Here is a 25,720-nt window from a genome sequence, read left to right as displayed (position 1 = left end):
CTCGTCATGTTAGATATTTATACACCAGTTCTATTATTGAGGTGAGCACTTTTGGTTGAGATGAAATCTACTCTGGCAGCCAACGCACTTAACTTGAAGTTTGAAACGGAATGGATCGCCAAGAACATCGTAAAAGTGTCTTTGAACATTGACTATTCCACCAAGTTTAGAAGTAACTTAATGGCACTAGGTGTGAGTTTGCCTTCGAACTTACACCGAGCCGTTCAGTCTAGGCAGTGTGAGTTTATGGCTGGTCGCGCATGCGTACAAATGGCAATGTGTTTACTTGAGGCGTCAAACGTAGAGCTGCCCCAAATTGGAGCTCATAGAGAGCCTCTATGGCCGGAAGGCTATTATGGTTCCATTAGTCATAGTGCTACATGTGCCGTGGCGATAGTTGCCACCGATGAAAAGGGGTATTTTGGTATTGATAGGCAGGAGTGGTTACCCCATGAAATTGCGCGCTCTATTTCTCCTAATGTTTTGTGTGCGAAGGAGTATGCGTTTTCTACGCTGTTTTCTAATTACGCTGAATTTATAACTACGGTATTCTCTGCTAAAGAGAGTTTATTCAAGGCGATGTTTCCAAGTATAAAAATCTATGTCGACTTTTTCGTTGTTCAGCTTTGTTTTGTCGACTGGCCGCAGGGTAGATTAATATTTGAGGTGACCCAAGATCTTTCGTGTGCCTTTTATAAGGGAAAGAAGGTCGAAGTGTTCTTTAGGCGATTTGTTGATGACGTAGAAACTAGAATTATCGATTGTCTTTGATTAGGTTACTAGAAAAGTGAACGTTCGAGAGTACCTCAACGAACAAGAGTTAAAGAACATCAGGCTTAATATATTGCTATTAATCTGCTTAATCGGTTTTACTAGTTTAGGGTGACCTAAACTAGTAAAACTTCATTAATTTACACTGTAGGTGGCGAGTACAGCTTTAACAGCAGAGGTGCATATTGAGCATGCAGCTTATCCAGTGCTTGCGTTTTAACGCAACTCATATGTAATATCAATCATGCCACATGAAGTCATGGCGTTTTAATCTCTTCAGAAGTAGCCATATTAATGTGGTCATTTGTTAATGTTGAAATGTATCTCATATGAAAGATTGCAAGCTTTTGTGCTAAAAAGTTATACGAACTTATATTGCAAGGCGCTGTTAGTTCGGGTTATACAAGCTTATTTTTTAGGTAATCTAGACCACCCACAATAGCGAAGACTTGCGCATCGTTACATTCTTCGTCGGTCACCGTTGGGCTGTCTGGGTACACTTCCGTTGTCGTGCCGTAAACGCAATTTGTTACGCCGCCACACAGGCCCAGTTTTACCATTGGGTAGTTGATAACGCCAAACTGTACGACGGGTGAACCAATGATTTCGCCGTTTTCATCTGCTGGTGCAATGTGAGTCACTTTTGCAACTGACTCAATGACCGCTTTTTGGAAGTCAGGCTGAGGGTTTTCACTATCTCCCACCGTGTAAAAGCCATCTGGGATCATACCTTCAATGTACTCAATACCATCACGAGCAGCTAAGGCTGGACGGAACTCAGTTTCGTCAGAATCTGTCGTTTCATGTAGATCAATGTGCATTAACACATCGCCTAAAGTTGCAACTAGCTTTATGAGGTTAGCGGACTCTTCGGCAGGGCTATCCTTATAGAAAGAGCGGTTTGGATCAATCGCGTTTGGATTCCAGCGGTTGATCACCTCGTAACCCCAAGGGCTTACGCAGGGTGCAACGACAATATTGAAATGCTCTGCATAGCGCTCTGCTTCTGTTTCTACAAACTTTAATGCGCCATGTACACCGCTGGTTTCGTAACCGTGCACGCCGCCTGTGACCAACACAACAGGTTTAGTTGAATCCCAATTGCGTGTTTTGATACAAAACAGAGGGAAGCGTGCCTCGTTGTATGAGAGCGCACCATATTGTTCAACATCAAAACGCTCGCGTAGGGCATCGATTTTACTGACGACTTCATCTTGGTAGCTACGTTTTACTTCTTGCGTTGCTAACCAAGCTTTACGTTCTTCTTCGTTCCAAGGTTGGCCAGGAGTACCGATCGGGTAAATGTATCCACTTTTCATCTATACTTTTTCTTTTGACTGCTGAAAGGTATCACAAGACTAGACCTGTCTTATCTTTACGGCAATATAAAACACCATTTGGGGTGATATTCTTTGCAAAATCATCACTTTGATGAGTGATTCATTGGTGTTACATTTTGTTACTTACTCAATTTAATATAAGAGACAAAAAATGGCTGGAGCAAGTTTACTCACACTGTTGGATGATATTGCCACGGTGCTTGATGATGTCGCCTTAATGTCAAAAATGGCGGCAAAGAAAACCGCAGGTGTATTGGGAGATGATCTAGCGTTAAACGCTCAACAAGTGTCTGGTGTTGCATCTGAGCGAGAGATTCCAGTGGTTTGGGCGGTTGCAAAAGGCTCATTCAAAAATAAATTGATTTTAGTTCCTTCAGCTTTACTTATTAGCGCGATTATTCCATGGCTTATTATGCCATTATTGCTAATTGGCGGCTTATTTCTCTGCTTTGAAGGGTCAGAGAAAGTACTTGAGAAAGTGTTTCCTCACTCGCATCCGCACGAAGAAAAAGAGGAGCTAGTTAATACTGGCGAGTCGATAGAAGAGTATGAAAAGCGTAAAGTTTCTGGTGCGATTCGAACAGACTTTATCCTTTCAGCAGAGATCATCGTGATTGCGTTAGGTACCGTGACAGGAGCCAGTCTTGTTACGCAAATTTTAGTTGTCAGTTTAATTGCAGTGATTATGACGGTTGGAGTTTATGGACTAGTCGCTGGGATTGTGAAGCTAGATGATTTAGGCCTTTACCTTGAAAGTCGCTCAAACGGTAAAGGTTGGGTGGCGAAAGTCGGAGGGGCCTTGGTCGCTTTTGCACCAAAGTTGATGAAGTTGTTAACCATTGTAGGAACTGCTGCGATGTTTTTGGTGGGTGGAGGAATTGTGGTTCACAACGTGCCCGCCATTCATCACTTTGTAGAGCCGATTATTATGAACTTTAGTGGTTATTCGGTTGCTACAGCCATTTTGCCTATTTTATTGAACGGTATTATCGGCTTTGTGGCGGGGTTGGTTGTGGTTGCGGTATGGACGATGGTTGAAAAGCTTCGTGGTCAATAATCACATCTAAAAACATGAGACGATAATAACAAGGGTCATGACTTCTTTTTACAAAAAGCATGACCCTGTTTTATGGGTGAAATGTCAGTAAAGTACTTACTTCACTTTCCACTCGATCTGTTCATTTGCTCGAATAGGCACAACGATATCATTGCCAAATGGCATCGTTTCTGGCACATCCCAAGCGGATTTTTCTAACGTTACCGTATCTGTGTTACGTGCAATGCCGTAAAAATCAGGACCGTTGAAGCTTGCGAAAGTTTCTAAGTTTTCCAACTTGCCTTCTTTTTCGAAGACTTCTGCATAAAGCTCTAGCGCTGCGTGTGCAGTGTAAGAACCAGCACAACCGCAAGCCGATTCTTTTGCCCCTTTCGCATGTGGCGCTGAGTCTGTACCTAGGAAAAACTTCTTGCTACCACTAGTTGCTGCTTCGATCAGCGCTTGCTGGTGGGTTCCGCGCTTAAGAATTGGCAAACAGTAGAAATGAGGTTTAATACCACCCACAAGCATGTGGTTACGGTTGAAAAGAAGGTGGTGGGCAGTGATGGTAGCCGCTACGTTGTCTGAGGCGTTGCTAACGAAGTTTGCTGCGTCGGCGGTGGTGATATGTTCTAGTACGATTTTAAGATTAGGGAAGTCATTGACGATAGGAGCGAGGACAGTATCAAGGAATTCTTTCTCTCGGTCGAAGATATCAACATCGTGATGTGTTACTTCGCCATGAACCAGAAGTAACATTCCGACTTCTTCCATCGCTTCTAAAACGTGATAAATGTTCTTCGCATTGGTCACACCGGAATCTGAGTTTGTGGTAGCGCCTGCAGGATAAAGCTTGGCAGCAACAATGTTTCCGGTGGCTTTAGCCTTACGTATTTCGTCTGGTGTCGTGTTATCTGTAAGGTAAAGCGCCATTAAAGGCTCAAACTGTTCGCCATGTTGCTCTTTAATAATTCGGTCACGGTAGGCTAGGGCGAGCTCAGTTGTAGTAACAGGTGGGACGGTATTTGGCATAATCAGCGCACGGCCATTGTAGCGGCTGATGTCGCGAACGGTGTCTTTAAGAACTTCCCCATCGCGTAAGTGAACGTGCCAGTCGTCAGGACGAGTGATAGTCAGTGTTGTCATTAATTGCTCCCACCATTGAAAAGTTGTCTGATTGGAGCCTAAGCGCCGTATTTGCTTTTGAGCAAACGCTTGCGCTTAGGCGACAGGATGATAGAGGAATTGCCCTCATATTTCATCCCATTTTTCAATTTTATAAAGAGTGAGAGTGTAAGTGGTTACTTCATTGTTAACCAAAGCGCGTGGATCGTACCTGGTAGAAAGAAGAAACACGTCAATATTAGATTAATCAAAAAGTCTTTATTTAGACCTTTCTCCATAAACACCGCGACAGGCGGAAGAAAGATACATAACAAAATCAGAACCAGTTTTCTTGTATCCATAATTAAGCTCCAAATCGATAAATGGGAGTAGTGATAACTTGGGTGAATTATGTGTGTCGTATCACACTTTATCAAACGGTATTTGGTCAGAACGGTGTTAAAAAACGCGAATATTGAGTGTAGTAAATACTTGTCACTAAAACCAAATTTATAAGAATATGGTTTCGAGAAAGTTGCGATGGATGAAGAGGCAGTAGACTCTGCAACTTAATGTGATTTGAGTATACAATACCGCAACAAATAAAAAACACCCGTAGGAAGAAGGCCATGTCGCAACCCGTTTTATCCCAAATTAATGTTTTTCCGGTTAAGTCAGTTGGCGGATTATCGCTGTCGTCCGTATGGGTTGAGAAGCAAGGATTGAGCTTCGATCGTCGCTTTATGATTGCGAAAGCTGATGGCTCGATGATCACTGCGCGAAAGTATCCGCAAATGGTAACCATTAAGTCTGCCTTATTGTCCGATGGAGTGGTGTTTAGTAGTTTGGGTATGGAGCCACTTAAAATCCGTTACCAAGATTTCAAAATGCAGGAGACACCTGCAACGGTTTGGAAAGATACGTTTACTGCCTATACCACGACAGATGATGCAGATGACTGGTTTAGTCGTGTGTTGGGGCAACGCGTTGAGTTGTTGTTTAGTGGTGAGCAATCGAATCGTGTCCGTGAAAAGCTAGGTCAAAACGTCAGTTTTGCTGATGGTTATCCGGTTTTAGTGATCAGCCAAGCTTCACTTGATGAGCTGAACCGAAGAAGTTCAGAGCTACACTCAATGGATCAGTTTCGTACTAACTTAGTTGTCTCTGATACTAAGCCATTTGAAGAAGATTCATGGAAGCGCATACGAATCGGTGAGGTAGAGTTTGAGTCTCTCAAACCTTGCGAGCGCTGTATCCTGACTACGGTGAATACCCAAAGAGGCACATTCCGTGAGAGCAAAGAGCCGCTCAAAACCTTGCAACAGTTCCGTGCAAACGATGTCGGTGGTGTGTTCTTTGGCCAGAATCTTGTCGCGCGAAATGAAGGCATTATTCGTCAAGGCGATAAAGTTGAAGTATTGGAGTACAAAGAGCCGGAGTTTTACGTAGATAACTCGCCAGTGCGCATGAAGCTTACATGTGTTGAGCGTGAAGAAATTGCCCAAGACTTTGTGACCTTATGGTTAGAGCCAAACAAAGGTTCGTTGCCTAATTACTTGCCAGGACAACACCTGCCAATAGAGGTGAATATTGATGGTAAGAAAGTGGGTCGACGCTATACCTTATCATCCAGTCCTTCTCGCCCGGGTCGTTATGCTATTTCTGTAAAGCGTATCGCGGGTGGAAGAGTCTCTAACTCACTCTTGGACAACTTACAAGTCGGTGATGTTTTAGAGGCAGAACAACCTGACGGTCAGTTCCACCTTAAAACGCATGAAGCGCAGCCTCTGCTGTTACTCTCTGCGGGTAGCGGAGTAACACCAATGTTATCAATGGTGCGTTACTTAGCGGATCACAATCAGTTGGATAATGTGGTTTTCTACCATCAATGTCGCACCGAGAATGATATTCCTTGTCGCTCAGAGTTGGAGCAGTTAAAGCGTGAGCACCCAGGGCTAGAAGTAAAAGTCTGTTTAACGCAACCTGCTGTTGATTGGTTTGGTTTGAAAGGGCGTTTAAGTTTGTCACACATTAAGCAAATCAAAGATGTTGAACAGCGGCAGGTGTTTGTGTGTGGTCCTGATGGTTTTATGGAGAAAGCGAAAAATCTCCTGCTAAGAAAAGGGCTGCCAGAGGAAAACTACCATCAAGAAGCGTTTGGAGTTTCTTCTCTTACGTCAAAGCCAGAGAAAAGTCTCGCTATTGACTTTAATGGAACTAAAGTCGTAGGCAACAACCAAAAAACGTTGTTAGATCAGCTCGAAGATGCTGGGAAGGTCATCAGCAATAGCTGTCGTGCTGGCTTATGCGGCGCGTGTAAAGTTCAGCTTACGTCGGGGCAAGTTCATCATCCGGACGTGCCCGCGTTGACTGATGAGGAACGTGCAATGGGAACCGTATTGGCGTGTTGTGCTGTGCCAGAGACGGACATAACAGTAACCAACTAGGCGAGAGCACCTTTGTCCTTCGACAAAAACTGTTCCTAGACAAAAAAACGCTGCTATTTTTAGCAGCGTTTTGAGTTTTAAAGAGAGCTGAAAATATCGCTTAGTCGTAAATCGTCGGGATTGGCTGGCGTTTGTGCTGCGTTGCTTTGTAAATCGCTACCAGACGGTCACTCACTTGCTGTGGAACAGGTTTGCCCTCTAAGAAGTCGTCGATTTGCTCGTAAGTTAGGCTTAGGGCATCTTCATCTGCTTTTTGTGGAGCAAGCTCTTCTAAGTCTGCTGTTGGCACTTTCTTTACTAGTTGCTCAGGTGCACCCAATGTAGCAGCTACTTCACGAACTTGGCGCTTACTTAATCCGAACAATGGTGCCATGTCACAAGCGCCATCACCAAATTTAGTGTAGAAACCAGTGATGTTTTCTGCTGAGTGATCAGTACCAAGAACAAGGCCGCCTACGTAGCCCGCGATCTCGTATTGAGCAACCATGCGAGCACGCGCTTTTACATTGCCTTTTACGAAGTCGACTTTTGCTGCATCAGTTGGTAGAAGATCTGTGCCTTCTAATGCAACGTGAGAAGCCGAATGAAGCCCGTCAACACCTGCTTTGATGTTCACCGATACAGAATGGGTTGGCTGGATAAAAGACAGAGCGAGCTGAGCCTCATCTTCATCTTTTTGCTCCCCATAAGGCAGGCGAACTGCGATAAATTGGTAGCTATTGTTGCCCGCTTCTTCGTTCAGCTGGTCTACAGCCAACTGAGCTAAACGACCACATGTTGTTGAGTCAACGCCACCGCTGATGCCAAGAACAAGAGACTTACAGCCCGCTTCTTGCAATTTACGCTTAATAAAAGCGACACGGCGTTCAATTTCAAAATGCGGATCAATTGAAGGGAGTACGCGCATTTCGTCACGGATGGATTGTTCCATTTAGGGTTCCTTTTCCTGCAAATATTTCAGACTCTAAAGCGCATTTGCTCAAATGGTGATAAACCATACAGTTGAGGCTCATTAAACGCGACTTTAGGGTCAAAAGCTGTAAAGATTAGTAGTATCATACCGAAATCATCAGATTAGAAAACTCTCTTCAACCAGGTAATCACCGGATATGAAAAAAATCGCCATTTTTGGTAGTGCATTTAACCCACCTAGTTTAGGGCATAAAAGTGTTATTGAGTCTTTGAGCCACTTTGATCTTGTGCTACTTGAGCCAAGCATTGCACACGCTTGGGGCAAGAACATGCTTGATTACCCAACTCGGTGCAAAATGGTTGACGCGTTCATCAAGGATATGGGGCTTTCTAATGTTCAGCGTTCTGATGCAGAGCAAGCTTTATACCAACCTGGACAAAGTGTGACGACCTATGCGTTGTTAGAAAAAATTCAAGAAATTTACCCAACTGCCGATATAACTTTTGTCATTGGTCCTGATAATTTCTTCAAATTTGCTAAATTTAGTAGAGCTGAAGAGATTACGGAACGTTGGACTGTTATGGCATGTCCTGAAAAAGTAAAAGTCAGAAGCACAGATATTCGCAAAGCATTGGCCGAGGGTGAAGAGATCGGCGCCTATACAACACCTTCCGTACGTGATTTATTACTTAGTAAAGGCTTATACAGAGAAACATTGTCTGGGAACTGAGAGGTCAGATTTTCATGGTCAGAGTAGTTTTATTTAGTGCATGTGCGCTGCTTGTGGTGACACAAGCTCATTCCGCGTGTAACTATTTTTCTGATCGTTCCGTGGTGTTTGAAGATAACACGCTTCCAATCTGTGAAGAAATTTTAGATTCCATCGGCGTGTTAAGTACTGAAGCATTGATTTGGTATGCAGCGGAAGCGAAGCTTGAAGGACCAACAGAAAACTATTGGGAGGAGTGGGCGATTAAGCCGGAAGACACCCCACTTCTAACTCAAAACTTAGAAAAGAATTACTTTGGTCTTGGTTTTTGGATGCCGGAAGAGCTTCGAGACGAAGAGAGTAAAATGGATACAGAAGAGTGGCTTCGTAGCCACGGGTTGATGTTCAGCGTTGGTTTTGGTGATAAATCCGACGGACAGCCAAGAATGCGGTTTGATTATCGTTGGCACGAATATTATGACGCTGACTGGATGATGCAAATAGAGGTACCTTTCTAGACACCTCAAGCAAATGAAAAAAGGGCGTACATTATCAATGTACGCCCTTTTTGTTTTTACTTGAATCTCTACTTTCTGTATCCGTAACTCTACGTAATGCTGAACACGTAGCTTGTTGAAGAGCAAATTATAGCGCTTCTCCAAAGACTAAAAAGCAAAGCTGTTCATATTCTTCGGTGTTACCAGCAAAAAGAGAGTCAACAATTTGCTCTTCCTTCTTCCCCGACAGTTTCATTTTTCTTGCTTCACGTAGTGTTAGTACCAAGCAAAGCTCTTTAGAAATATTCATGTCACAGCCAGGAGTCCATTGATTGATGGTTCTCGTTAACGTTGAGTGCGCTAGTTTAGGGGACAGCGTCAATACTTCATGTCTTACTACTGTCAGTAGATCGGTTTGCAGATCCGAGCGTTCGGCAGTTGTTGCTAGCTTCTCGACGAGCGCTTTTAGTAGCGGTGAAGGCTTCACAAAGCCCGCCTGTTGTGAGAAGTCGTCATTTAAACGCACAGAAAAATCACAACGATATACACGAGAATTAGGTAAAAAGGTGAGGGAGCTCAAACATCCTTGAGGAATCCAAAAATATTGGCCTGGTTCAATGGCATACTCCTGCTTACCCAATTTAATGACGGCTAACCCTTCGATGACAGATAGTAGACTGTGCTTCAGTGCTTTTTTACGCGCAGCTACATCAAGAAAGGGGTATTTAGCGTCGTGAAATTCAATTGCGTAGTTCATTATGAGTACCAGTGTTTTTTGGCGCTAAGGGTAACGTTAAACCCATACGATTCCAACCGGCTGAGAGAATTTTTTAGCATGATAAATGGTGGCTTAACTGGTATGACCATGTTAAAAGTATGGGTTGAAATGCTGCTTGTCAGCAAAACTATGCGTAAAATGTGCCAGCTTTTTTTGATATGTAATGAACAATGACAGCCAATACCGATCCTTATATTGAAATTCGTCCTTACAACGACGAAGAAATTCCAGCAGCGCTGGATCGTCTAATCCAAGATGATGAATTTATCACTGCTATCCTAGAACATCGCTTTGCTAATAAAGCAGCGTGGTTCAAAACGCTAATGAGCCCGATCCTGCGCATCTACCTGAAAGCCAAGTGGAGCAAGCTTGATTCTGTCGAAGCAATTCAGATTGAAGTGAAGAAGTATCTGAAAGATACATTGAATAAGACAACGGATGGCGTCACTTTTTCTGGTTTGGATAAGCTGGATAAAAACACGTCATACCTATTCGTTTCTAACCACCGTGATATTGCGATGGACCCTGCGCTCGTAAATTATGGCTTGTACCAAAGTGGGCACCGTACAGTTCGTATAGCGATTGGCGATAACCTGCTGAAGAAGCCATGTGCGACAGAATTGATGCGACTCAATAAGAGCTTCATCGTTAAGCGCTCTGCTAAAGCGCCTAGAGAAATGATGAAAGCATTGGGACAACTGTCAAGCTATATCAAACATTCGCTTGATACTGGCAATTCAATTTGGATTGCCCAAAAGGAAGGTCGTGCTAAAGATGGAAACGACTTTACTGATCCTGCGATTTTAAAAATGTTCCATGTTGAAGGTCGTAAACAAAAGATCAGCTTTGGTGAGTACACGCGTTCTCTGAAAATCGTTCCTGTCTCGATTGCCTATGAAAATGATCCATGTGACATTGCCAAAGCAAAAGAGCTGTACGAAAAAACAGAAAATGGCCGCTATGAAAAAGGCGAATTTGAAGATATCGAAAGCATCATTCAAGGTATCGTTGGCTATAAAGGCCGTGTACATGTTGCGTTTGGTGATGTGATTGAGCAAGAGTTTGAAACGCCGGAATCTCTTGCTGGTGAAATCGACCGCCAAATTCACAACAACTACAAGTTGTACCCAATCAACTTGTTAGCTGCTGGGCATGAAGATTCGAGCATCATTACGGAAGCGGTTAAGCGTCATCTCGCGGATAAGTTGGATCAGCTACCTGAAGGCGCAAGACCTTATTTGGTGGCGAGCTATGCTAATCCTGTGAATAACCAAGAGTAATCTTCGTCACTGAACTCGTTGATTCAGAATGCCTTAAAGCCTCGGTCTGCCGGGGCTTTTGTTTATCTGCTCTTTAAGGTGCGACGGCACCACCAAGGGTTAAATTGCTGGGCCATTTTGTGATCCTGTTACCACCTAAATAGATATTCCCTTTCACCGTCATTGTGTCTGGAAATACTTTCAGCGCTGATCCTCCAATATAGAGATTACCATCAACCACCAATCCTTCAGGAAGATCAGAAATGGGAGTGCGAATAACACTTAGATCACCTTTTACTCGAAGTTTAGCTGGAAGCGATTTTAACGGTGTATCCGTCAGATTTAGGTAACCGCCTAGTTTGATACCTTTAGGCCAGTTTTCGATCTTACTACCTAGTAGGTTTGCATAGCCTTTTATCTTTGTTCCTGAGCGAATAAATTTGAGTGCGCTGTTAGTTGCTTCCAGACTGCCTTCAACATCAAGCCCTTTAGGCAAGGCTTTGATAGGGGTTTGTGAGATGTTTAAGTTGCCCTTTACCACTAGGCCAGAGGGTAGTTGGGTGTAAGGCTTGTTTCTAAGATCAAGATTGCCGTAATTATCGATGTGACCAAACTTAGAATAGTAATCTAGCTCATATGCCAAAGGAGACGAGCAGAGCAGGATTGAAGTAAGGCATAGGGAAACAAAACGCATAGTCAAAGAGTTAGTTAAATACCGAGATCAACAGGTGCTTATCTTATACTTAAATAAACCTATTATGCATTTTTTGCTCACAGTTTTTGATTCATAACTTAAATATTCAAATTAGAGATGCACGCTAAAAGTGTGCGCTTCTTTACTGCGCTAAGTAACTTCAAGCTTACTAAAATGAGATAAATTAAATGATTGAATGTGAAGCAGATTCAAGCGTAGAGGTGAGAAAAATATCAGTAGATATTTGAATAATATGAGATTCTTCCAAGAACTTCACAAGGGTCCTTGTTAGTATTATTGAGGTTTGAGGGAGATTTTCATGAAGTTAAAAAGTGTATCTATTTTTACCGCTGGTGTTTTTGCAGTACTGCTGTCGGGTTCCGTTTTTGCTAAATCATACAGTACACCAGAAAACAAAGCGCTAATAGTTGCTGACGGTAAGGTAGGTCAGCATATCTGTTACTACGATGATAAAGCCTACAGCACAGGGGCCGTGATTAATGTTGAAGGCGTATTACTGATGTGTACCGCTGAGAACGATTTTGAAACCAATGGCTCGTTAAAGTGGGTCGTGTTCAAAAAAGATAAATAAACGCGCCGAAGTTGTCTGTTTCATTTAGAGCGGTTTAAGATTAAGAGATTGGAAAAATAAAAAGCGAGCATCATGCTCGCTTTTTTCATTAACGCGCGAGTGAGCGAGTTTTTAATTCAAAGATAAGTTTTTCAGCACTTACTTCAAATTTGAATCGAGCCGTCGCTTGGTTCGATTCTTCGGTTATTTCTGAAACATTGTATTCAACATCAACACATACTGATTTAGCGAGCTCGATGTATTTTTGTAGTTCAGACTCTAGCTCTGTTTTTGTCTGTGCGAAAACCGTTACGTCGGCAACTTCGTCACCTTCTTTGATGATAAAGCCAATCTCGCCAGCACAGCCGCAGGCCTCACATACTTGGTTTTTTTCTAATTCGACACTCATAACGAATCCTCTTGTAAATACTAAGGGTATTCTATCAGGTATTTGATCTGTATCTACAAAAATGACGACTTTTGTTTAAAAAAGGAACAGAATAGGCACTTGTTAAGTAAGGGTTAAAGATTGGATTACTAAATCATCAAGAACGTTAATGTGATATATATCAACATTTAAAATCAATTAACGAACATAGTGACGAGATTTTGCTCAGTCCAGTTGAACTAATGGTTAATTTATAAGACTATTTCTTGATTGATTATTTTTAATAATTATCATTCTTGGTCTTTGAATAGTTTCGATGAATAATTGGCGCAAGGTTTTGATGAGACTAACTTTTCGCCTTATTTTGAGTAGCATGTATTGACAAAAACATAACTGAAAATTACACATTACGCAGTGTAAAGACGTTATGGTTTGGAACTCGACATGATATTAAATAGTCGCAATACATATACCCAAAGCGCTTTCAAGTGCAGCGCTTAGCAACCTGATTTCTAGGTTTTCGCTAATCGAACCGCATCGGCGAGCCGGGTATAATGCTAAGAATGATTTCATTCTGGCCTCATTTAATAGTGAGTTAGATGGATTTACAAAGAGAAGAGCTTAAAATATGCCAAAGCGTAGTAAAGAAGATACCGAAATCACTATCCAAAAGATCATGGATGCCGTTATTGATCAGCTACTCAGATTAGGTTACGACAAAATGTCGTACACGACGCTAAGCCAGCAGACAGGTATATCGCGTACCGGTATTAGCCATCACTTCCCTAAGAAAACGGACTTCACCGCCGCACTGGATGGCCGTATCTTTAAAATGTTTATTGAACACTTAGAGTTTGATAAAGGATTAAATGCATTTTCACAAAGTTGGATTAAAGCGCTGGAAGATGCTGAGTTCCTCGCGATTTTACGACTGCTATTCCATCACATTGTCACCGCTGAAAATGCGCAAGAATTTGCTGCTAATGGTATTGACCGCTTATACAAAATGGTTGAAAGCCAGTTTGGTGCGGGTGGTGACAAAGAGCTTGAGTGGTTGATTGGTCGTTCATTGATCCAAATGAGCAAGTAATAGCCTTTAAAGCAACAAATTCTGCCACTATCAAAGCAAAGGCCCGCAACTCTCATATTGCGGGCCTTTGTCGTATCAAAGTGTTTTCGAGACGGCTTAGAGGAGATACGCTTTATGCTGCGGCATGCACTTGAGGGAAGTCTAGCGTCGGATGTTTTGTCACAATAGAGCGATAGCCATAAACTTGCTCAATGCGCTCTGACGTTAGTGCATTCCATGGCGTGTCATCACAAACTAGTTTCCCGTTATGCAAGAGTACAAGGCGGTCTGCGTACTGAGAGGCTAGATTCAAGTCATGTAACACCACAACCACCGCAGCGTTCTGTGCTTTTGCCGTTTCACGAGCAATTTTTAACGTGTTGTGTTGATGGGCGAGATCCAACGCTGAGGTAGGTTCATCAAGCATTAAGATTCGTTTTTCGCCAGATTGATGTAGTTGTGTCATCACTCGTGCTAGATGCAGTCGTTGCTTTTCTCCACCAGATAAAGACGGGTACAGGCTTTCTGCTAAATGCAATACGTCGGTTTGTTCCATGTAATGTAAAGCCAGTTTAGTGGTTTCTTTATTGGACAGTGATAGCGGTATTGCCCCCAGCTCTACGACTTCTCTGGCTAGAAATGGGAAGGTTAAGGTGCTGTGCTGCGGGAGCATTGCAATATGTTTGGCGCTTTTTTCAGGCTCCCAATCATGCTTTTGTTTACCGAAGTAGGTGATGTGATGATTCGAAGAGATCTCACCGCATAGAAGCTTGAGCAAAGTACTTTTACCTGCGCCATTGGGGCCGAGTAGGGCGGTCACTTCACCAGCTCGGATATCAATGTTGATGTCATCGAGCACCACACGGTTGCCATACGTCATCGAAATGTTTTTCCCCGATAAAACGATCTGGTTCATTACAAAATCTTCCCTTTTTGCTGGAACAATAAGTAGATGAAAAAGGGCGCGCCAATCAATGCGGTCACGATTCCAACTGGTAATTCAGCTGGTGCCACGGCAACACGAGCAAACATATCTGCGGCAGTAAGAAGCAGTGCTCCCATTAAGGCAGATATTGGTAATAGCGTTCGATGGTCAGGCCCAGCGAGCATGCGCCCTAAGTGAGGAATCACGAGCCCAATAAAGCCAATTGCACCACTGATGCTCACCGTAATACCAACACCCAGTGCAGAAAGTAAAATAAGCTGACGTTTGAGTTTTTGAACCGGAACTCCTAAGTGTCTTGCTTCTGATTCCCCTAACAACAGAGCATTCAGCGCCATCGACTTCTTCTGAAACCAGAGCAATAGGATGATGAGTGTTACAGCAGATAGAGCAATCCCTGACCAATTTGCACCAGCTAATGAGCCCATCGACCAAAGCGTCAAGTCTCGCAGCATCTGATCATCTGCGATAAAGTTCATGTAGCCAATCGCAGCACCCGAGAGCGCGCTGATGGCAACGCCGGCTAACAACATAATTGTAACTGAGGTACCAAACTTACTTGTGCCGAGTTTATAAACGAGAATAGTCGTTAGTGCACCGCCAATGAAAGCAAAAAGAGGCAGAGCCGCTAAGTTCATTAGTTGCGGATAGTTTTGGCTAAATTCAGCAAATACAACAATAGCGAATGCACCACCAAGAGCAGCGCCAGCAGACACACCAATGATACCAGGCTCGGCTAATGGGTTACGGAACAAGCCCTGCATAACCACACCACAAATTGCTAAAATGGCGCCGATGAACATACACAAAATGGTGCGAGGCAATCGGATTTCGTTAATGACCAACTGAATGTGAGGAGCGAGATCAGAACTGCCTCCCGTTAGGCTACGCAAACTGTCAGCAAAGCTAATGTTCATTGGGCCAACGGTAATAGAGGCGATAGCAATAAATGCTAAAAATCCACTAAGCACTGATAACGTCGTTGAAAGGGGGATGCGTCTTAACAACATGTCATGTCTCTATGGGTAAAGCAGTGCATTCAAGCGTTTAGCTTCTGCAAGGCTTTTAAGGCCCAAACCACCTACCAGAGCATGGCCATCAATCGTTATGATGTCTTTGTTCTTTCCAGCGGGTGTTGCAGCAAGAAGCGGCATTGCTTTTAAAATTGCATCGGCACCACCCAACGTTTCATAGCTGCGACCACTAACAAGAATCACGTCAGGCTGCATCTCTACCATCGCTTCTGTGGATAGAGGCTTGTAAGACGAGAGTTGTGTAGCGGCTGGGTTTTGTCCGCCGGCGAGTTGAATAATTGCATCGGGTGTCGTTTGTGAGCCCGCAACATTTGCAGGTCGCCCTTCATGGATCAGCAGAAAGAGCACTTTCTTTTTCTTTGCTTGATTAGGCTGGTTTGCATTGAGTGCTTGTACTTGCGCCTGGACATCTTGCTTTAAGCTTTCAGCTTGAGCCTTGCGATCCATAAGGTTCGCAATTTGATCAATACGTTGATAAAGGCCCTCGACATTTGCATCAGTATTAACAATTTCTACCTCTACGCCAGCCGATTTCAATTGGCTCAATGTTGTTTTCGGCCCCATCTCATCAGAACCAATGACTTTTGTCGGACGTAAGGCGAGCAACCCCTCCGCTGAAAGACGACGATGGTAGCCCACTTTAGGCAGTTCCATCCCTTTTGGTAATTGACTGGTGACGTCGATAGCAACCAAGCTATCTTTAGCGTCGAGTTCAAGCAAGAGTTCAGTGACGGCGCTGCCTGCGCTAACAACGCGCTCTGAGGATGGCGTTTCATTGGCAAAAAGTTGACTACTCGCGAGTAGGGAAATAGCTGCCGTGACAACAGCATGAATAGTGATGCGTGTGTTCTTCATTTTGAAAGGATCTCTATCTTACTTATTTTTATGATGGCTCTTCAGTGAGTAACTGAGTTGCTTGAATTCCGTTTTCTTGTAAAAAGCCGAGAAGTTGTACTAGCGACTGAATATTCGCGGTTTTTTCTGCTCCAATTACAATCGGTTTATCGCTTGACTTACTCTCTTCTAACAGCGCGAGGGTAAAGTTGTCCCAATCGATATATGTCTTGCCGTTAATAGCCCAGTAAGGCTCGTCTTTAAGAATATTTACCGTGATGGATTGCTTATCGACATCTGCAACAGCCTGAGATTCTGTGCTCGGTAAATTGACGTCTAATGAATCGAGTTTGACCGCTGCGGTTAACATCAGGAAAACCATGACGATAAAAATAATGTCTAACAGCGGTGTTAAATCGGGGGCTAAACCGTTACGACTATTTTCTTGTGGTGTTTTAATCATTGAGTTGCAGCCTCAATCTTCTCAGAAGAGCGCAGTGTTACTTTTGAGTGGTCTGGCGAGACATGCTGTAACGAGATACCTTCAAGCCATAAGTTGACGTAGTTTAAAGTGTGCTCAAGCTTGGCGATTACACGATCCGCCCACAAACCAATGATCTGCGCTCCTGAAATGGCAGGAAGTGCGATAATGAGACCCGCGGCAGTGGTGCGCATAGCAAGACCTAGGCCGTCAGCCAAATCATTCGGAGTGATATTCCCCGTTGAAACCGCGATGCCTTTGAACATGTCAATTAAGCCAAGTACCGTACCAAGCAAGCCAATTAAAGGGCTGATGACGCCAATCAGCGTCAGCAAACGAAGGCCGGAATGCAGCTGATGGCGTTTTTCTTGCAGCCAAATACCTGCGGCATCTTCTCTTAAAGATTTCGAGAAAGAATGATGAGCAAGCAACATCGCAACACCACGGTACAGAAGCGGCCGCTTATTCGACAACTCTTCAGCAAGTGCTTCAAGCTCGCTCCCATTTGTTGGGTCTAATCCTGTGAGCTTTTGGCGAATGGCTCGCTTTCCTACACCAAGGCTAATTAACACATGGAATAATCGCTCGGCGATGATCATCACGGTTAGAGCTGAGCAAATGATCAAAGGCCATGTCATCAGCCCAAATTGAGTTTGTAATTCTTGTAGTTGTTCCATTATCCATCCAACTTAAAACGAACAGGTACTTGTACTCGGTGAGCGACTTTTAGCCCACCTGAAATATGTGGTGTAAATTGCCACTGTTTGATCGCACGAAGTGCTGAGGCATCTAGCGACTCTGTGCCGGAAGACTCAATCAAAACCTGTTTAATCTGGTTACCATTCTCATCTAGCCATATCTCATACAAGGCTACACCTTCAATACCGCGTCTTTGTGCAGACCTTGGGTAACGGGGTTGTGTTGGTTGACTCACAAACGTTGGTTTGTCGACCAACACAGGCTGAGACGTTGCCCCTTTGGATTGGCTCGCAGGTGCGGATTGTTGAGCTACCGTCTCTTTCTTCACTGGTTCCGTTTTTTTCTTTGGTTTCGCTTCGGGCTGAACCTTTTGCTTTGTTACGGTTTTGGTGGGCTCGACCGCTTTAGGTTTAGATTGTTTAACCGGTTCAGGTTTTTTCTCTACTACCTTCTTCTTAACAGCGTCTTTCTTGACGACCTGTTTTTTTACAATCTTCTTTTCTGGTTCAGGTTGGTCTTGAGGCTGCTTCTCTTTTGGTGGTGCTACATTTTCTGGTGTAGATTTTTCGACAGCGGGAGGAGCAGACACAAGATTTAGACTTACCGAACTTGCTGGGTTTCCAGCCGGCATCGCGAACACCTTTGTCTCTTGAGAAACAAAAAGAAGTGCGGCATGGATGGCAAGGGAAGCACCTCCTGCAATGACATATCTTTGTACGTTCACGGAATATCTCGGGAAACTATGAAAACTTGGGCAGATTATTACTTACAATGGAAATAAGATCAATTATCAATTGCATTATCATTACGCTCAAATTATGATTCTTGCAGAATTTTCAAGATCAGCTTCCATCCCTTACATGATGGGAGTTAAGCGAGTATATATGAGCGTCGATATCGATAAGCTTGATGAATCAGTGTTGGGCAGTGATAGTCCTGATCCATTGCGATTTGCTTTTGTTAAGAAGCATTCTGCACATGCCGGGGGAGCGAGCGTACCTGTGCCCTCGTCTCAACAACAGGCGATTTTTTCGAGTATTACGGCTAACTCAATTAAAGCGGCCAATAAACGCTGTCTTTATATTCATGTTCCGTTTTGTCGCGTTCGTTGCACTTTTTGTAACTTCTTTCAAAATGCTGCAAGTCGCACACTGGTTGATGAGTACTTTGAAGCATTAATGCAGGAGCTTAGAGATAAAGCGGCATTACCTTGGACACAAAATGGTATTTTTCACGCCGTATATATCGGGGGCGGAACGCCAACGGATTTATCTCTAGTACAGGTTCGTGTGTTAGGCCAGGCTATCCGAGACCACTTTCCTTTGGCTGCAGACTGCGAAATCACCTTAGAAGGCCGCATCAATCGCTTTTCTGATGAGTTGTATCAAGGCGCTTTAGAGGGTGGTTTTAATCGTTTCTCTTTTGGTGTGCAAAGTTTTAATACACAAGTGCGCCGCAGCGCAAAACGTTTAGATGATAGGGAAGATGTCCTCAAACGAGTGAGCGAGATCGCCAAAGAAGACAAAATTCCGGTCATTATCGATTTACTCTATGGCTTACCTTATCAAACCAAAGAAGTGTTAGAGCAAGATTTAAATGATTTCCTCTCGACTGGCGCACACGGACTGGACTTGTATCAGTTAGTGGTTGGTGGGTCAGCTCCCATGCTCAACCTCGTGGAAAAGGGAAAAATCCCGCCACCTGCGACCACACCAGAAAAAGCGGGAATGTACGAGCTCGGTGTGAACTTTATGGCCAAACACCATATGAAGCAACTGAGCGTGAACCATTGGGCAATCGATAACCGCGAGCGTAGTTTATACAATAGTTTAGCCAAGACTTATGCAGAGGTATTGCCAATTGGCTGTGGTGCTGGAGGTAATATCGGTGGCTACGGGATGATGCAACACCGCACACTAGAGACCTATATTAAAGCGGTCAAAGAAGGTCAAAGCACCATCGCGATGATGATGAAGCAAAGCCCTCTAGAACCACTTTTTTCTGCACTCAAATCTGCGTTTGACCGTGGCATTGTTCAAGCAAATCAACTTCCATCATTTATGGGAGAGGACGCGTTCGGGTTTTTATTGCCTCTATTTAAAGTGTGGCAAGCGAAAGGCTTAGTACAACTACATGAACGTAGCGCAGTCCTTACTCTTGCAGGCAGCTTCTGGGCAGTGTCATTGGCTCAAAGTTGTATTCAGGTACTCACATCAGAGATGAACGAAACCGTACCGAAAGCATCCAATAATTAATGAAAACAAATTGAACAAAAACGGAGACACAATGGAATCAATCAATCAACAAGTTGAAGTATTACTAGAGCAAGAACCACAATTATTGCCAGCTGCGATGGCAGAGCGTCTTGGCATTTCCGAGTTTGAGGTTGTTGCGGCTCTACCTCAGGAAATGGTGGCTATTGCACCAGGAGAGCAAGCGCAAAGCATCTTAGAAAGTTTGGTTGGTTTTGGCCCGGTGACGACCATCGTCCACTCTTTTGGTTCTATCTTTGAAGTTAAAGCGCCGTTTCCAAAAGGAAAAGTGGCGCGTGGCTATTACAATTTAATGGGTAGAGAAGGTGAACTGCACGGCCACCTTAAATTAGATAACGTTAAAAATGTCGCATTAGTCAGTAAACCGTTTATGGGTAGAGAGAGTCACTATTTTGGTTTTTTCTCAGAGTGCGGAAGCAATATTTTCAAGGTTTATTTAGGCCGTAACGAAAAGCGCGAGTTGATTGAAGAGCAAGTCACCGCATTTCGCGCCCTACAAGCCGAATTAAAAAAGTAATCACAAACATAATCGAGGCTTAACTCGAATACTAATTAGTAAAGTCAGGTATCAATATGGATCAACAAGTTAAACAAGAGCGTTTGCAAGGTCGTTTAGGGCCAGAGATCAAAGAGTTCCGTCAGGAGCGTCGTACACTTCAGCTTGCAACTGTCGATGCAGAAGGTCGCCCGAATGTAAGCTACGCGCCTTATGTCCAAAACCAGGAAGGTTATTTCGTTCTCATTTCTAAAATCGCTCGTCATGCCCGTAACCTTTTAGAAAACCCAAACGTTTCATTGATGATGATCGAAGATGAAGAGTCTTCAAAGCAGCTGTTTGCTCGTAAGCGCTTAACTTTTGATGCGGTAGCAAATGTAGTTGAGCGAGACACAGAGATGTGGCAACAAGTTGTTGGACAAATGAAAGAGCGTTTTGGTGAGATTATTGATGGTCTAAGCCAGCTAGAGGATTTCGTTTTGTTCAACTTAAAGCCAGAATCGGGGCTATTTGTTAAAGGTTTTGGTCAGGCGTATCAAGTGTCTGGTGATGATTTAGTCGATTTTGTTCACCTTCAAGAAGGTCACAAGAAAGTCGAAAGTGCCTGATTGTAAACCGATCATATGAATGTCGATCATTTGGCATAATGAACGTTTAAAGGGAGTTAGGTTATACTGACTCCCTTTTTTATATTGGAACAAAAGCATGAAACCTGTAAGCAAGGAATTGAGCGAGATTTGCTATCCGTTTATTTACGAGGACAGTCCGGTTTGTGACTTTGAAATTACAGCAGATGAACTTTGTAGTCGTATTGGCCTTGTTCTCGCTATGGAATTGGACGAGTTTAGTCGCGATATACTGACAAGAATGCAGCCTAATGTTTATCATCTAAATGGTTCGGTTCGCGGAAAATTAGCGATTACAGAGACGGAAGTTGAAGAGTTAAAGGCCGATTATGCTTTGCTCAAGCAACGCATTGATGGTGGCTTCAAAGGCTTTGTTCTACCCGGAGGACACCCGGCAGCCAGTCAATTGCATTTGTGCCGTTGCCAAGCTAAAAAAACGGTACGAGCATTAGTTGCCGTTGAACATACAGGTAAGAAGCAGCCCGCACCTATTTTGTTTCGTTACGCGAACTTATTAGCGAATGTACTTTACAGCCTAGCTTCTTATATTAATCATGCTCACCAAGTCAAAGAGACGGAATTCGTTTCTCGTAGTTACGCGATGCCAAAGAAGTGAGCTGAGAAATTAGCGGATGTGAGCATCAGGGATAGGACAAGTACTGCATTATATTCTCAAATCAACTCGTCCAATAAGAGTTAAGAAGTCATAGCTTTGGCTTCTAGCTCTTTTGCTCCGCGAAGCATCGCTTCGATTAGTTCTCCTGCATTGAATTTCTCAAGTGCCTCATGCGCGCCAACTTGGTGAGCTCTGTCTACACAGATTTCGCTCGATAACGATGTATGTAAAATGCGGTATGAATGGTTCAGAGAGGAATTATTCTGAACTTCAAATGCTAATTCATAACCGTCTAATCCGGGCATTTCAATATCGCTGACCAGAATATCAATTGGGCGATGAGCCGCAGCGTCACTTTTCATCAGTTCCAATGCATCTAAACCATTTTTACAGATTTGATACCCAATATTGATGCTATCGAGTGCGTCACACAGCTGTTTACGAGCGATGGAAGAGTCATCCACCAATAGAATACTGAGTGCTTTTAGGCGTTCTCGCTCAATATCTGTCAGCATTGGGATCTTTGAATTCTCGTACTGCGGATAAATTTTGGAAAGTAGCAGCTCCACATCCAGCATTTGAACAGTTTTGTCCTCGTAGCGAGTAATTCCAGTCACGAAAATATTTTTTCCAGCGCTCGGAGGTGGCGTTTCAATAGCTTTCCAATCGCACTCAATGATCTTTTCTATACTACGAACCATAAAAGCAACCACGGTTCGCAAGCAATCTGTCACAATCAAGTAGCAGCTTTTATATTCTTCTTCACTTATAGGACGAAAGCCAACAGCCGCTGACATATCGATCACTGGTACTGTTAAGTTACGTATCGTAACGGTTCCAATGACGTGATGATGCGAGTAAGGGATCTTCGTCGTTGGCATGTATGGGACGATTTCACGGACTTTTAGCGTACCGATAGCGAAACTCTGTTGCAGGGTGAGCTTAAACATCAACATGCCCTGAGACTGATTCGCTTTGCTAACGACTTTTGCCATGAAAATAACCTTATAAATACCACCGAATTGTGTCTAATCTAATCTTATCAGACGAAGGCTTCAACCATTGGAGAGACAAATGTGAGCTTTTTAGACAATCTTTTAGAGAATAGTGATTAACTGAGCAAAACTTGTTTGTATTTTAAACTCATTATGTAGACGATTTTATATTCCTCGTGTATTTGGGCCTTTACCGCTGAGCTATTATTAAGAAATGTTTGGTCTGTTAAAAAGGATTGGGTACACTTGCGCGACCAGAATAGTGAGAGATAGATCAATGGCAAATACAGCAGCCGCATTACATATTCTTGTGAAGCACAAAGAGCAAGCGGAAGACATAATCAAGCAACTGAAAAAAGGCGCAAAGTTTCAGACATTAGCGAAGAAGTATTCAACTTGCCCGTCAGGCAAACGCGGTGGTGACCTTGGTGAATTCCGCCGTGGTCAAATGGTACCTCAATTCGACAAAGTGTGCTTTTCTGGCGAAGTGTTAACGCCGCATCTAGTTAAAACCAAGTTCGGTTGGCATGTTGTAAAGGTGCTTTACAGAACATAAGGCTTGGTATCGACCTAAACATTGTCAGATGAAACCCACAAGCATTAAATATCATCTGTACGGTCTCTTTTCACCAATCACTACCGTTATGACATGGCAGATACATTCTGATCTGCCATGCTCCACCAAACGCCAATCTTTCCAAACTAGAAACTCATTTATATGCAGTTAACTTGGCTTTTCTCATAAGTCGTTATTCTATTTCAAGCTTTGATATGAGGATACGTTTGCCGGTTGTATCAATTATCAATGCTATTCCTTGCTGGCGAACTTTGGTTCATGTTCGGGCGCCATTCGCATATGATAGCGACCTTATAAAAATTAATCCTGTTCATAATTTAAGATGTCCCTGACTCATAAAGACTATTTTAAAATCGCATTTCCTTTCATCGTTTCTACGGTAACCCAACCATTATTGGGGGCGGTGGACACCGCGGTGATCGGTAAACTCGGTGTGGCTGAGATGATTGGTGGTGTAGCGATAGGCACCGTCATCATGAATACCTTGTATTGGCTGTTTGGCTTCTTCCGCGTCAGTACTACCGGGCAAAGTGCAATAGCATTAGGTAAAAATAGCCCAGAGGATCAAGCGAGCAGCTTATTCCGTCCTTTCGTGCTTTCGCTCTGCCTTGGCTTGATTTTCATTGCGTTGCAGTCCGTGATTTGGATGGGGGCAGAGCTGATTATCTCCCCTGATGCAGTTGTGGCAGAAAACGCTAAGATTTACTTCGATATCATGATCTTTGGTGCGCCATTTGTACTGCTGAACTACACCGTGATTGGTTGGTTGATGGGGCAGGCGAAAGCCAAAGAAACCTTGTTCACGCAAGTGTTTGGTAACGTGCTGAACATCGTGCTGGATATCGTCTTTGTGTTGTACTTCGATATGGGCATTGCTGGCGTTGCGGTAGCGACACTTATCGCGCAAATTTCGACGTTTGTTATTGGTGCGGTGCTGGTGTTGAAAACCTGTCGCTTCCCGCTGTTTGATTACATTCAGACCGCAAAAATGACGCGTAAAGATCTCAAAGTCATCGCGTCTTCCAATATGGATCTGCTGCTTCGTACTGTGTGTCTATTGGTGTTCTTCAACATGATGGCGCGTGTAGGCTCTCAGCTTGGTTCTGATGTGCTTGCTGCGAACGCAATCTTGATGCAAGTGACCTTTATCGTCAGCTACATGTTCGACGGTGTGGCGAATGCGTCGAGCGTCTTCGCAGGTAAAGCAGTAGGGCAGAAGAATAAGACATTGCTTGATAACGTGATTAAGCTAAACACGCAATGGACCGCGGCGTTCGTTGTTGTCTTGACCTTGCTGTTAGTTCTGTTCAAACACCAAGTGGTGATGTTGTTTACCACCTTGCCAAACCTTGTTGAACTGTATTTAGACATGAGCCCTTGGTTATTGGCATTCCCGTTGGTTGCTGGTTTTGGTCTTACGTTTTACGGCATCTTTACCGGTACAGGGACGACGCGACCAGTGCGTAACTCTACCTTTCTAACCATGGTGTTGTTCTTTGTGACTCAATTTATTGCGGTGCAATATTGGGGCAACCACGGTTTGTGGCTGGCATTCACTTTGTTCTACGTTGGGCGTTTTGTCTTCTTGTTCCCATACCTCGGTCAAGTTAAACAAAAGTGTCTTTAATTCACACTGTCACAAACGACCTAATTTAGATGTTCTTATAACAAGGGTGGAGCCATCTGCCCTTGTTGATAAATCTGAAAAAGGTGATGAAATAACCTTTCCGACTGGTTTCCTTGCTTTAACCCGCATGATATTATTTGTGATGTTATATTATTACATTTATTTTGATGCCGTGATTTCTCGACCAATACTCTCCGTTAATAATCTCAGCCTTACAGACTCAGAACGCACACTCTTCAAAGACATTTCTTTTGAGCTGTTTCAAGGTGAAGTTCTTGCCATTATGGGACCTTCCGGCATTGGTAAATCCATGTTGTCGAAAGCCGTCGCAGGTTTTTTGCCGTCTGATATTTGGGTAGACGGAAGTATCCAGCTTAACAGCAGTGAAGTCACACAAACTGCCATGCTGCAACGTAGTCAATCTCAGCGTCCTGCGGTCATTTTCCAAGATGCACTTAAAGCACTGAATCCATTGGCGTCTGTCGAACAACAACTGTGTTTGGCATTGACGGGCAACAAAACGCGCTTGTCTTCAGCAAACCGAGAAACGGTGACGACCTTGTTGTCTCAACTCGGATTTGCGGATCCAAAAGCAGCATTGGCGCAGCATCCAAGCCAGCTATCTGGTGGTCAACGTCAGCGTATTTGTATTGCGATTGCGTTGCTTGGTAGTGCCAACTTGATCATCGCTGATGAGCCCACCAGTGCGCTCGACCCAATCACCGAAGCGGAGATCCTTGAGTTGTTTCGCAGTAGTGTTCAGCAACGCAACATCAGTGGTTTGTTGATCACGCACGATCTATCTGCGGCTTTGGCGTGTGACAAAGTCTTGGTGATTGCGGACAACACCATGGTGGCTTATGGCGCACCATGGCAAGCCATTCAGCAAAGTTCGCATCCTTTCTGCCAACAACTTGCGCAACTGCTGCCTTAACCTCATCTC

29 protein-coding genes are annotated in these 25,720 nt (G+C 43.7%); 15 read left to right on the top strand and 14 right to left on the bottom strand.

The window, feature by feature from the left end; all coding sequences use genetic code 11:
• Nucleotides 1–60 precede the first annotated feature (60 nt).
• Complete coding sequence (locus R7093_RS02780; protein ID WP_052767693.1) at nucleotides 61–771, top strand: 4'-phosphopantetheinyl transferase; 711 nt, start codon at nucleotides 61–63, stop codon at nucleotides 769–771.
• Between the two features lie 398 nt (nucleotides 772–1,169).
• On the opposite strand, the gene R7093_RS02775 is transcribed toward R7093_RS02780, so the two are convergent.
• Nucleotides 1,170–2,090, bottom strand: a complete 921-nt coding sequence (locus R7093_RS02775; RefSeq protein ID WP_047101755.1) for a M14 family metallocarboxypeptidase — start codon at nucleotides 2,088–2,090, stop codon at nucleotides 1,170–1,172.
• Nucleotides 2,091–2,262: 172 nt separating this feature from the next.
• On the opposite strand from R7093_RS02775, the gene R7093_RS02770 reads away from it, so the two are divergent.
• Nucleotides 2,263–3,168: a DUF808 domain-containing protein gene (locus tag R7093_RS02770; RefSeq protein WP_047101753.1), complete on the top strand. Its 906-nt coding sequence runs from the start codon at nucleotides 2,263–2,265 to the stop codon at nucleotides 3,166–3,168.
• 96 nt (nucleotides 3,169–3,264) lie between these two features.
• On the opposite strand, the gene pyrC is transcribed toward R7093_RS02770, so the two are convergent.
• Both pyrC and R7093_RS02760 read right to left on the bottom strand, forming a co-directional pair.
• Nucleotides 3,265–4,293 carry a dihydroorotase gene (pyrC, locus tag R7093_RS02765; protein WP_047101751.1) on the bottom strand — a complete coding sequence of 343 codons (1,029 nt, stop codon included), beginning with the start codon at nucleotides 4,291–4,293 and terminating at the stop codon, nucleotides 3,265–3,267.
• Between the two features lie 155 nt (nucleotides 4,294–4,448).
• The gene (locus R7093_RS02760; RefSeq protein ID WP_005375297.1) at nucleotides 4,449–4,613 is read right to left on the bottom strand and encodes a YqaE/Pmp3 family membrane protein; all 165 of its coding nucleotides are present in this window, start codon (nucleotides 4,611–4,613) and stop codon (nucleotides 4,449–4,451) included.
• Between the two features lie 267 nt (nucleotides 4,614–4,880).
• On the opposite strand from R7093_RS02760, the gene R7093_RS02755 reads away from it, so the two are divergent.
• On the top strand, nucleotides 4,881–6,698 hold the full coding sequence (locus tag R7093_RS02755) for a hybrid-cluster NAD(P)-dependent oxidoreductase (protein WP_047101750.1): 1,818 nt from the start codon (nucleotides 4,881–4,883) through the stop codon (nucleotides 6,696–6,698).
• Nucleotides 6,699–6,798: 100 nt separating this feature from the next.
• Here the strand turns inward: R7093_RS02755 and nadE are convergent, their stop codons facing one another.
• The gene (gene nadE, locus R7093_RS02750) at nucleotides 6,799–7,629 is read right to left on the bottom strand and encodes an ammonia-dependent NAD(+) synthetase (RefSeq protein ID WP_005375299.1); all 831 of its coding nucleotides are present in this window, start codon (nucleotides 7,627–7,629) and stop codon (nucleotides 6,799–6,801) included.
• A gap of 178 nt (nucleotides 7,630–7,807) precedes the next feature.
• On the opposite strand from nadE, the gene R7093_RS02745 reads away from it, so the two are divergent.
• Both R7093_RS02745 and R7093_RS02740 read left to right on the top strand, forming a co-directional pair.
• Entirely contained in the window at nucleotides 7,808–8,341 is a 534-nt protein-coding gene (locus R7093_RS02745) for a nicotinate-nicotinamide nucleotide adenylyltransferase (protein WP_005375300.1), read from the top strand.
• A gap of 14 nt (nucleotides 8,342–8,355) precedes the next feature.
• Nucleotides 8,356–8,838: a hypothetical protein gene (locus R7093_RS02740; protein WP_017635276.1), complete on the top strand. Its 483-nt coding sequence runs from the start codon at nucleotides 8,356–8,358 to the stop codon at nucleotides 8,836–8,838.
• Between the two features lie 127 nt (nucleotides 8,839–8,965).
• Here the strand turns inward: R7093_RS02740 and R7093_RS02735 are convergent, their stop codons facing one another.
• Nucleotides 8,966–9,574: a hypothetical protein gene (locus tag R7093_RS02735; protein ID WP_005375302.1), complete on the bottom strand. Its 609-nt coding sequence runs from the start codon at nucleotides 9,572–9,574 to the stop codon at nucleotides 8,966–8,968.
• A 191-nt stretch (nucleotides 9,575–9,765) separates the two neighbouring features.
• Between R7093_RS02735 and R7093_RS02730 the strand changes: the two genes are divergently transcribed.
• Nucleotides 9,766–10,875, top strand: a complete 1,110-nt coding sequence (locus R7093_RS02730) for a 1-acyl-sn-glycerol-3-phosphate acyltransferase (RefSeq protein WP_047101747.1) — start codon at nucleotides 9,766–9,768, stop codon at nucleotides 10,873–10,875.
• Nucleotides 10,876–10,948: 73 nt separating this feature from the next.
• On the opposite strand, the gene R7093_RS02725 is transcribed toward R7093_RS02730, so the two are convergent.
• Nucleotides 10,949–11,548, bottom strand: coding sequence for a hypothetical protein (locus R7093_RS02725; protein ID WP_047101745.1), 600 nt, complete (start codon nucleotides 11,546–11,548; stop codon nucleotides 10,949–10,951).
• A 319-nt stretch (nucleotides 11,549–11,867) separates the two neighbouring features.
• Here R7093_RS02725 and R7093_RS02720 point away from each other — a divergent pair, with 319 nt between their 5' ends.
• Nucleotides 11,868–12,140: a YnjH family protein gene (locus tag R7093_RS02720; RefSeq protein WP_047101743.1), complete on the top strand. Its 273-nt coding sequence runs from the start codon at nucleotides 11,868–11,870 to the stop codon at nucleotides 12,138–12,140.
• Nucleotides 12,141–12,228: 88 nt separating this feature from the next.
• On the opposite strand, the gene R7093_RS02715 is transcribed toward R7093_RS02720, so the two are convergent.
• Nucleotides 12,229–12,528 (bottom strand): YfcZ/YiiS family protein, encoded by a 300-nt coding sequence (locus R7093_RS02715; protein ID WP_042521564.1) that lies wholly within the window; start codon nucleotides 12,526–12,528, stop codon nucleotides 12,229–12,231.
• A 607-nt stretch (nucleotides 12,529–13,135) separates the two neighbouring features.
• Here R7093_RS02715 and R7093_RS02710 point away from each other — a divergent pair.
• The gene (locus tag R7093_RS02710; protein WP_005385033.1) at nucleotides 13,136–13,597 is read left to right on the top strand and encodes a TetR/AcrR family transcriptional regulator; all 462 of its coding nucleotides are present in this window, start codon (nucleotides 13,136–13,138) and stop codon (nucleotides 13,595–13,597) included.
• A gap of 112 nt (nucleotides 13,598–13,709) precedes the next feature.
• Here R7093_RS02710 and R7093_RS02705 read toward each other — a convergent pair whose 3' ends face one another.
• From R7093_RS02705 to R7093_RS02680, 6 genes are read right to left on the bottom strand one after another with little or no spacing between them, the layout of a single operon-like run.
• Nucleotides 13,710–14,492: a heme ABC transporter ATP-binding protein gene (locus tag R7093_RS02705; RefSeq protein WP_005385036.1), complete on the bottom strand. Its 783-nt coding sequence runs from the start codon at nucleotides 14,490–14,492 to the stop codon at nucleotides 13,710–13,712.
• A complete protein-coding gene (locus R7093_RS02700) occupies nucleotides 14,492–15,529 on the bottom strand; it encodes a FecCD family ABC transporter permease (RefSeq protein ID WP_047101741.1) in 1,038 nt (345 codons plus the stop codon). The genes R7093_RS02705 and R7093_RS02700 overlap by 1 nt, the downstream gene beginning before the upstream one ends.
• 9 nt (nucleotides 15,530–15,538) lie before the next feature.
• Nucleotides 15,539–16,408 carry a hemin ABC transporter substrate-binding protein gene (locus tag R7093_RS02695; protein ID WP_047101739.1) on the bottom strand — a complete coding sequence of 290 codons (870 nt, stop codon included), beginning with the start codon at nucleotides 16,406–16,408 and terminating at the stop codon, nucleotides 15,539–15,541.
• Between the two features lie 28 nt (nucleotides 16,409–16,436).
• On the bottom strand, nucleotides 16,437–16,850 hold the full coding sequence (locus R7093_RS02690) for an ExbD/TolR family protein (protein ID WP_047101737.1): 414 nt from the start codon (nucleotides 16,848–16,850) through the stop codon (nucleotides 16,437–16,439).
• Nucleotides 16,847–17,545, bottom strand: coding sequence for a MotA/TolQ/ExbB proton channel family protein (locus R7093_RS02685; RefSeq protein ID WP_005385044.1), 699 nt, complete (start codon nucleotides 17,543–17,545; stop codon nucleotides 16,847–16,849). Before R7093_RS02685 ends, R7093_RS02690 begins: the two co-directional genes overlap by 4 nt.
• On the bottom strand, nucleotides 17,545–18,291 hold the full coding sequence (locus R7093_RS02680) for an energy transducer TonB (protein ID WP_080960079.1): 747 nt from the start codon (nucleotides 18,289–18,291) through the stop codon (nucleotides 17,545–17,547). The genes R7093_RS02685 and R7093_RS02680 overlap by 1 nt, the downstream gene beginning before the upstream one ends.
• A gap of 160 nt (nucleotides 18,292–18,451) precedes the next feature.
• On the opposite strand from R7093_RS02680, the gene hutW reads away from it, so the two are divergent.
• The 4 genes from hutW to R7093_RS02660 all read left to right on the top strand — a co-directional run bounded on the left by hutW (nucleotide 18,452) and on the right by R7093_RS02660 (nucleotide 21,578).
• Complete coding sequence (hutW, locus tag R7093_RS02675) at nucleotides 18,452–19,822, top strand: heme anaerobic degradation radical SAM methyltransferase ChuW/HutW (protein ID WP_047101735.1); 1,371 nt, start codon at nucleotides 18,452–18,454, stop codon at nucleotides 19,820–19,822.
• Between the two features lie 31 nt (nucleotides 19,823–19,853).
• Entirely contained in the window at nucleotides 19,854–20,357 is a 504-nt protein-coding gene (gene hutX / locus R7093_RS02670) for a heme utilization cystosolic carrier protein HutX (RefSeq protein WP_318146494.1), read from the top strand.
• Between the two features lie 56 nt (nucleotides 20,358–20,413).
• Nucleotides 20,414–20,944, top strand: a complete 531-nt coding sequence (gene hutZ / locus R7093_RS02665; RefSeq protein WP_005375331.1) for a heme utilization protein HutZ — start codon at nucleotides 20,414–20,416, stop codon at nucleotides 20,942–20,944.
• 97 nt (nucleotides 20,945–21,041) lie between these two features.
• Nucleotides 21,042–21,578, top strand: a complete 537-nt coding sequence (locus R7093_RS02660; protein WP_005375333.1) for an ATP:cob(I)alamin adenosyltransferase — start codon at nucleotides 21,042–21,044, stop codon at nucleotides 21,576–21,578.
• A gap of 80 nt (nucleotides 21,579–21,658) precedes the next feature.
• Here the strand turns inward: R7093_RS02660 and R7093_RS02655 are convergent, their stop codons facing one another.
• Nucleotides 21,659–22,573 carry a chemotaxis protein gene (locus R7093_RS02655; RefSeq protein WP_005385059.1) on the bottom strand — a complete coding sequence of 305 codons (915 nt, stop codon included), beginning with the start codon at nucleotides 22,571–22,573 and terminating at the stop codon, nucleotides 21,659–21,661.
• A 214-nt stretch (nucleotides 22,574–22,787) separates the two neighbouring features.
• Here R7093_RS02655 and ppiC point away from each other — a divergent pair, with 214 nt between their 5' ends.
• The 3 genes from ppiC to R7093_RS02640 all read left to right on the top strand — a co-directional run bounded on the left by ppiC (nucleotide 22,788) and on the right by R7093_RS02640 (nucleotide 25,711).
• Nucleotides 22,788–23,129: a peptidylprolyl isomerase PpiC gene (gene ppiC, locus R7093_RS02650; RefSeq protein WP_080276970.1), complete on the top strand. Its 342-nt coding sequence runs from the start codon at nucleotides 22,788–22,790 to the stop codon at nucleotides 23,127–23,129.
• Between the two features lie 343 nt (nucleotides 23,130–23,472).
• A complete protein-coding gene (locus R7093_RS02645; protein WP_047101728.1) occupies nucleotides 23,473–24,777 on the top strand; it encodes an MATE family efflux transporter in 1,305 nt (434 codons plus the stop codon).
• 172 nt (nucleotides 24,778–24,949) lie between these two features.
• Nucleotides 24,950–25,711 carry an ATP-binding cassette domain-containing protein gene (locus tag R7093_RS02640; RefSeq protein ID WP_080960086.1) on the top strand — a complete coding sequence of 254 codons (762 nt, stop codon included), beginning with the start codon at nucleotides 24,950–24,952 and terminating at the stop codon, nucleotides 25,709–25,711.
• Nucleotides 25,712–25,720 lie beyond the last annotated feature (9 nt).

The organism is Vibrio sp. 1580 (assembly GCF_033340055.1).
Note: the sequence above shows the minus strand (reverse complement) of the source record. Positions and strands in the feature narration are given on the sequence as shown.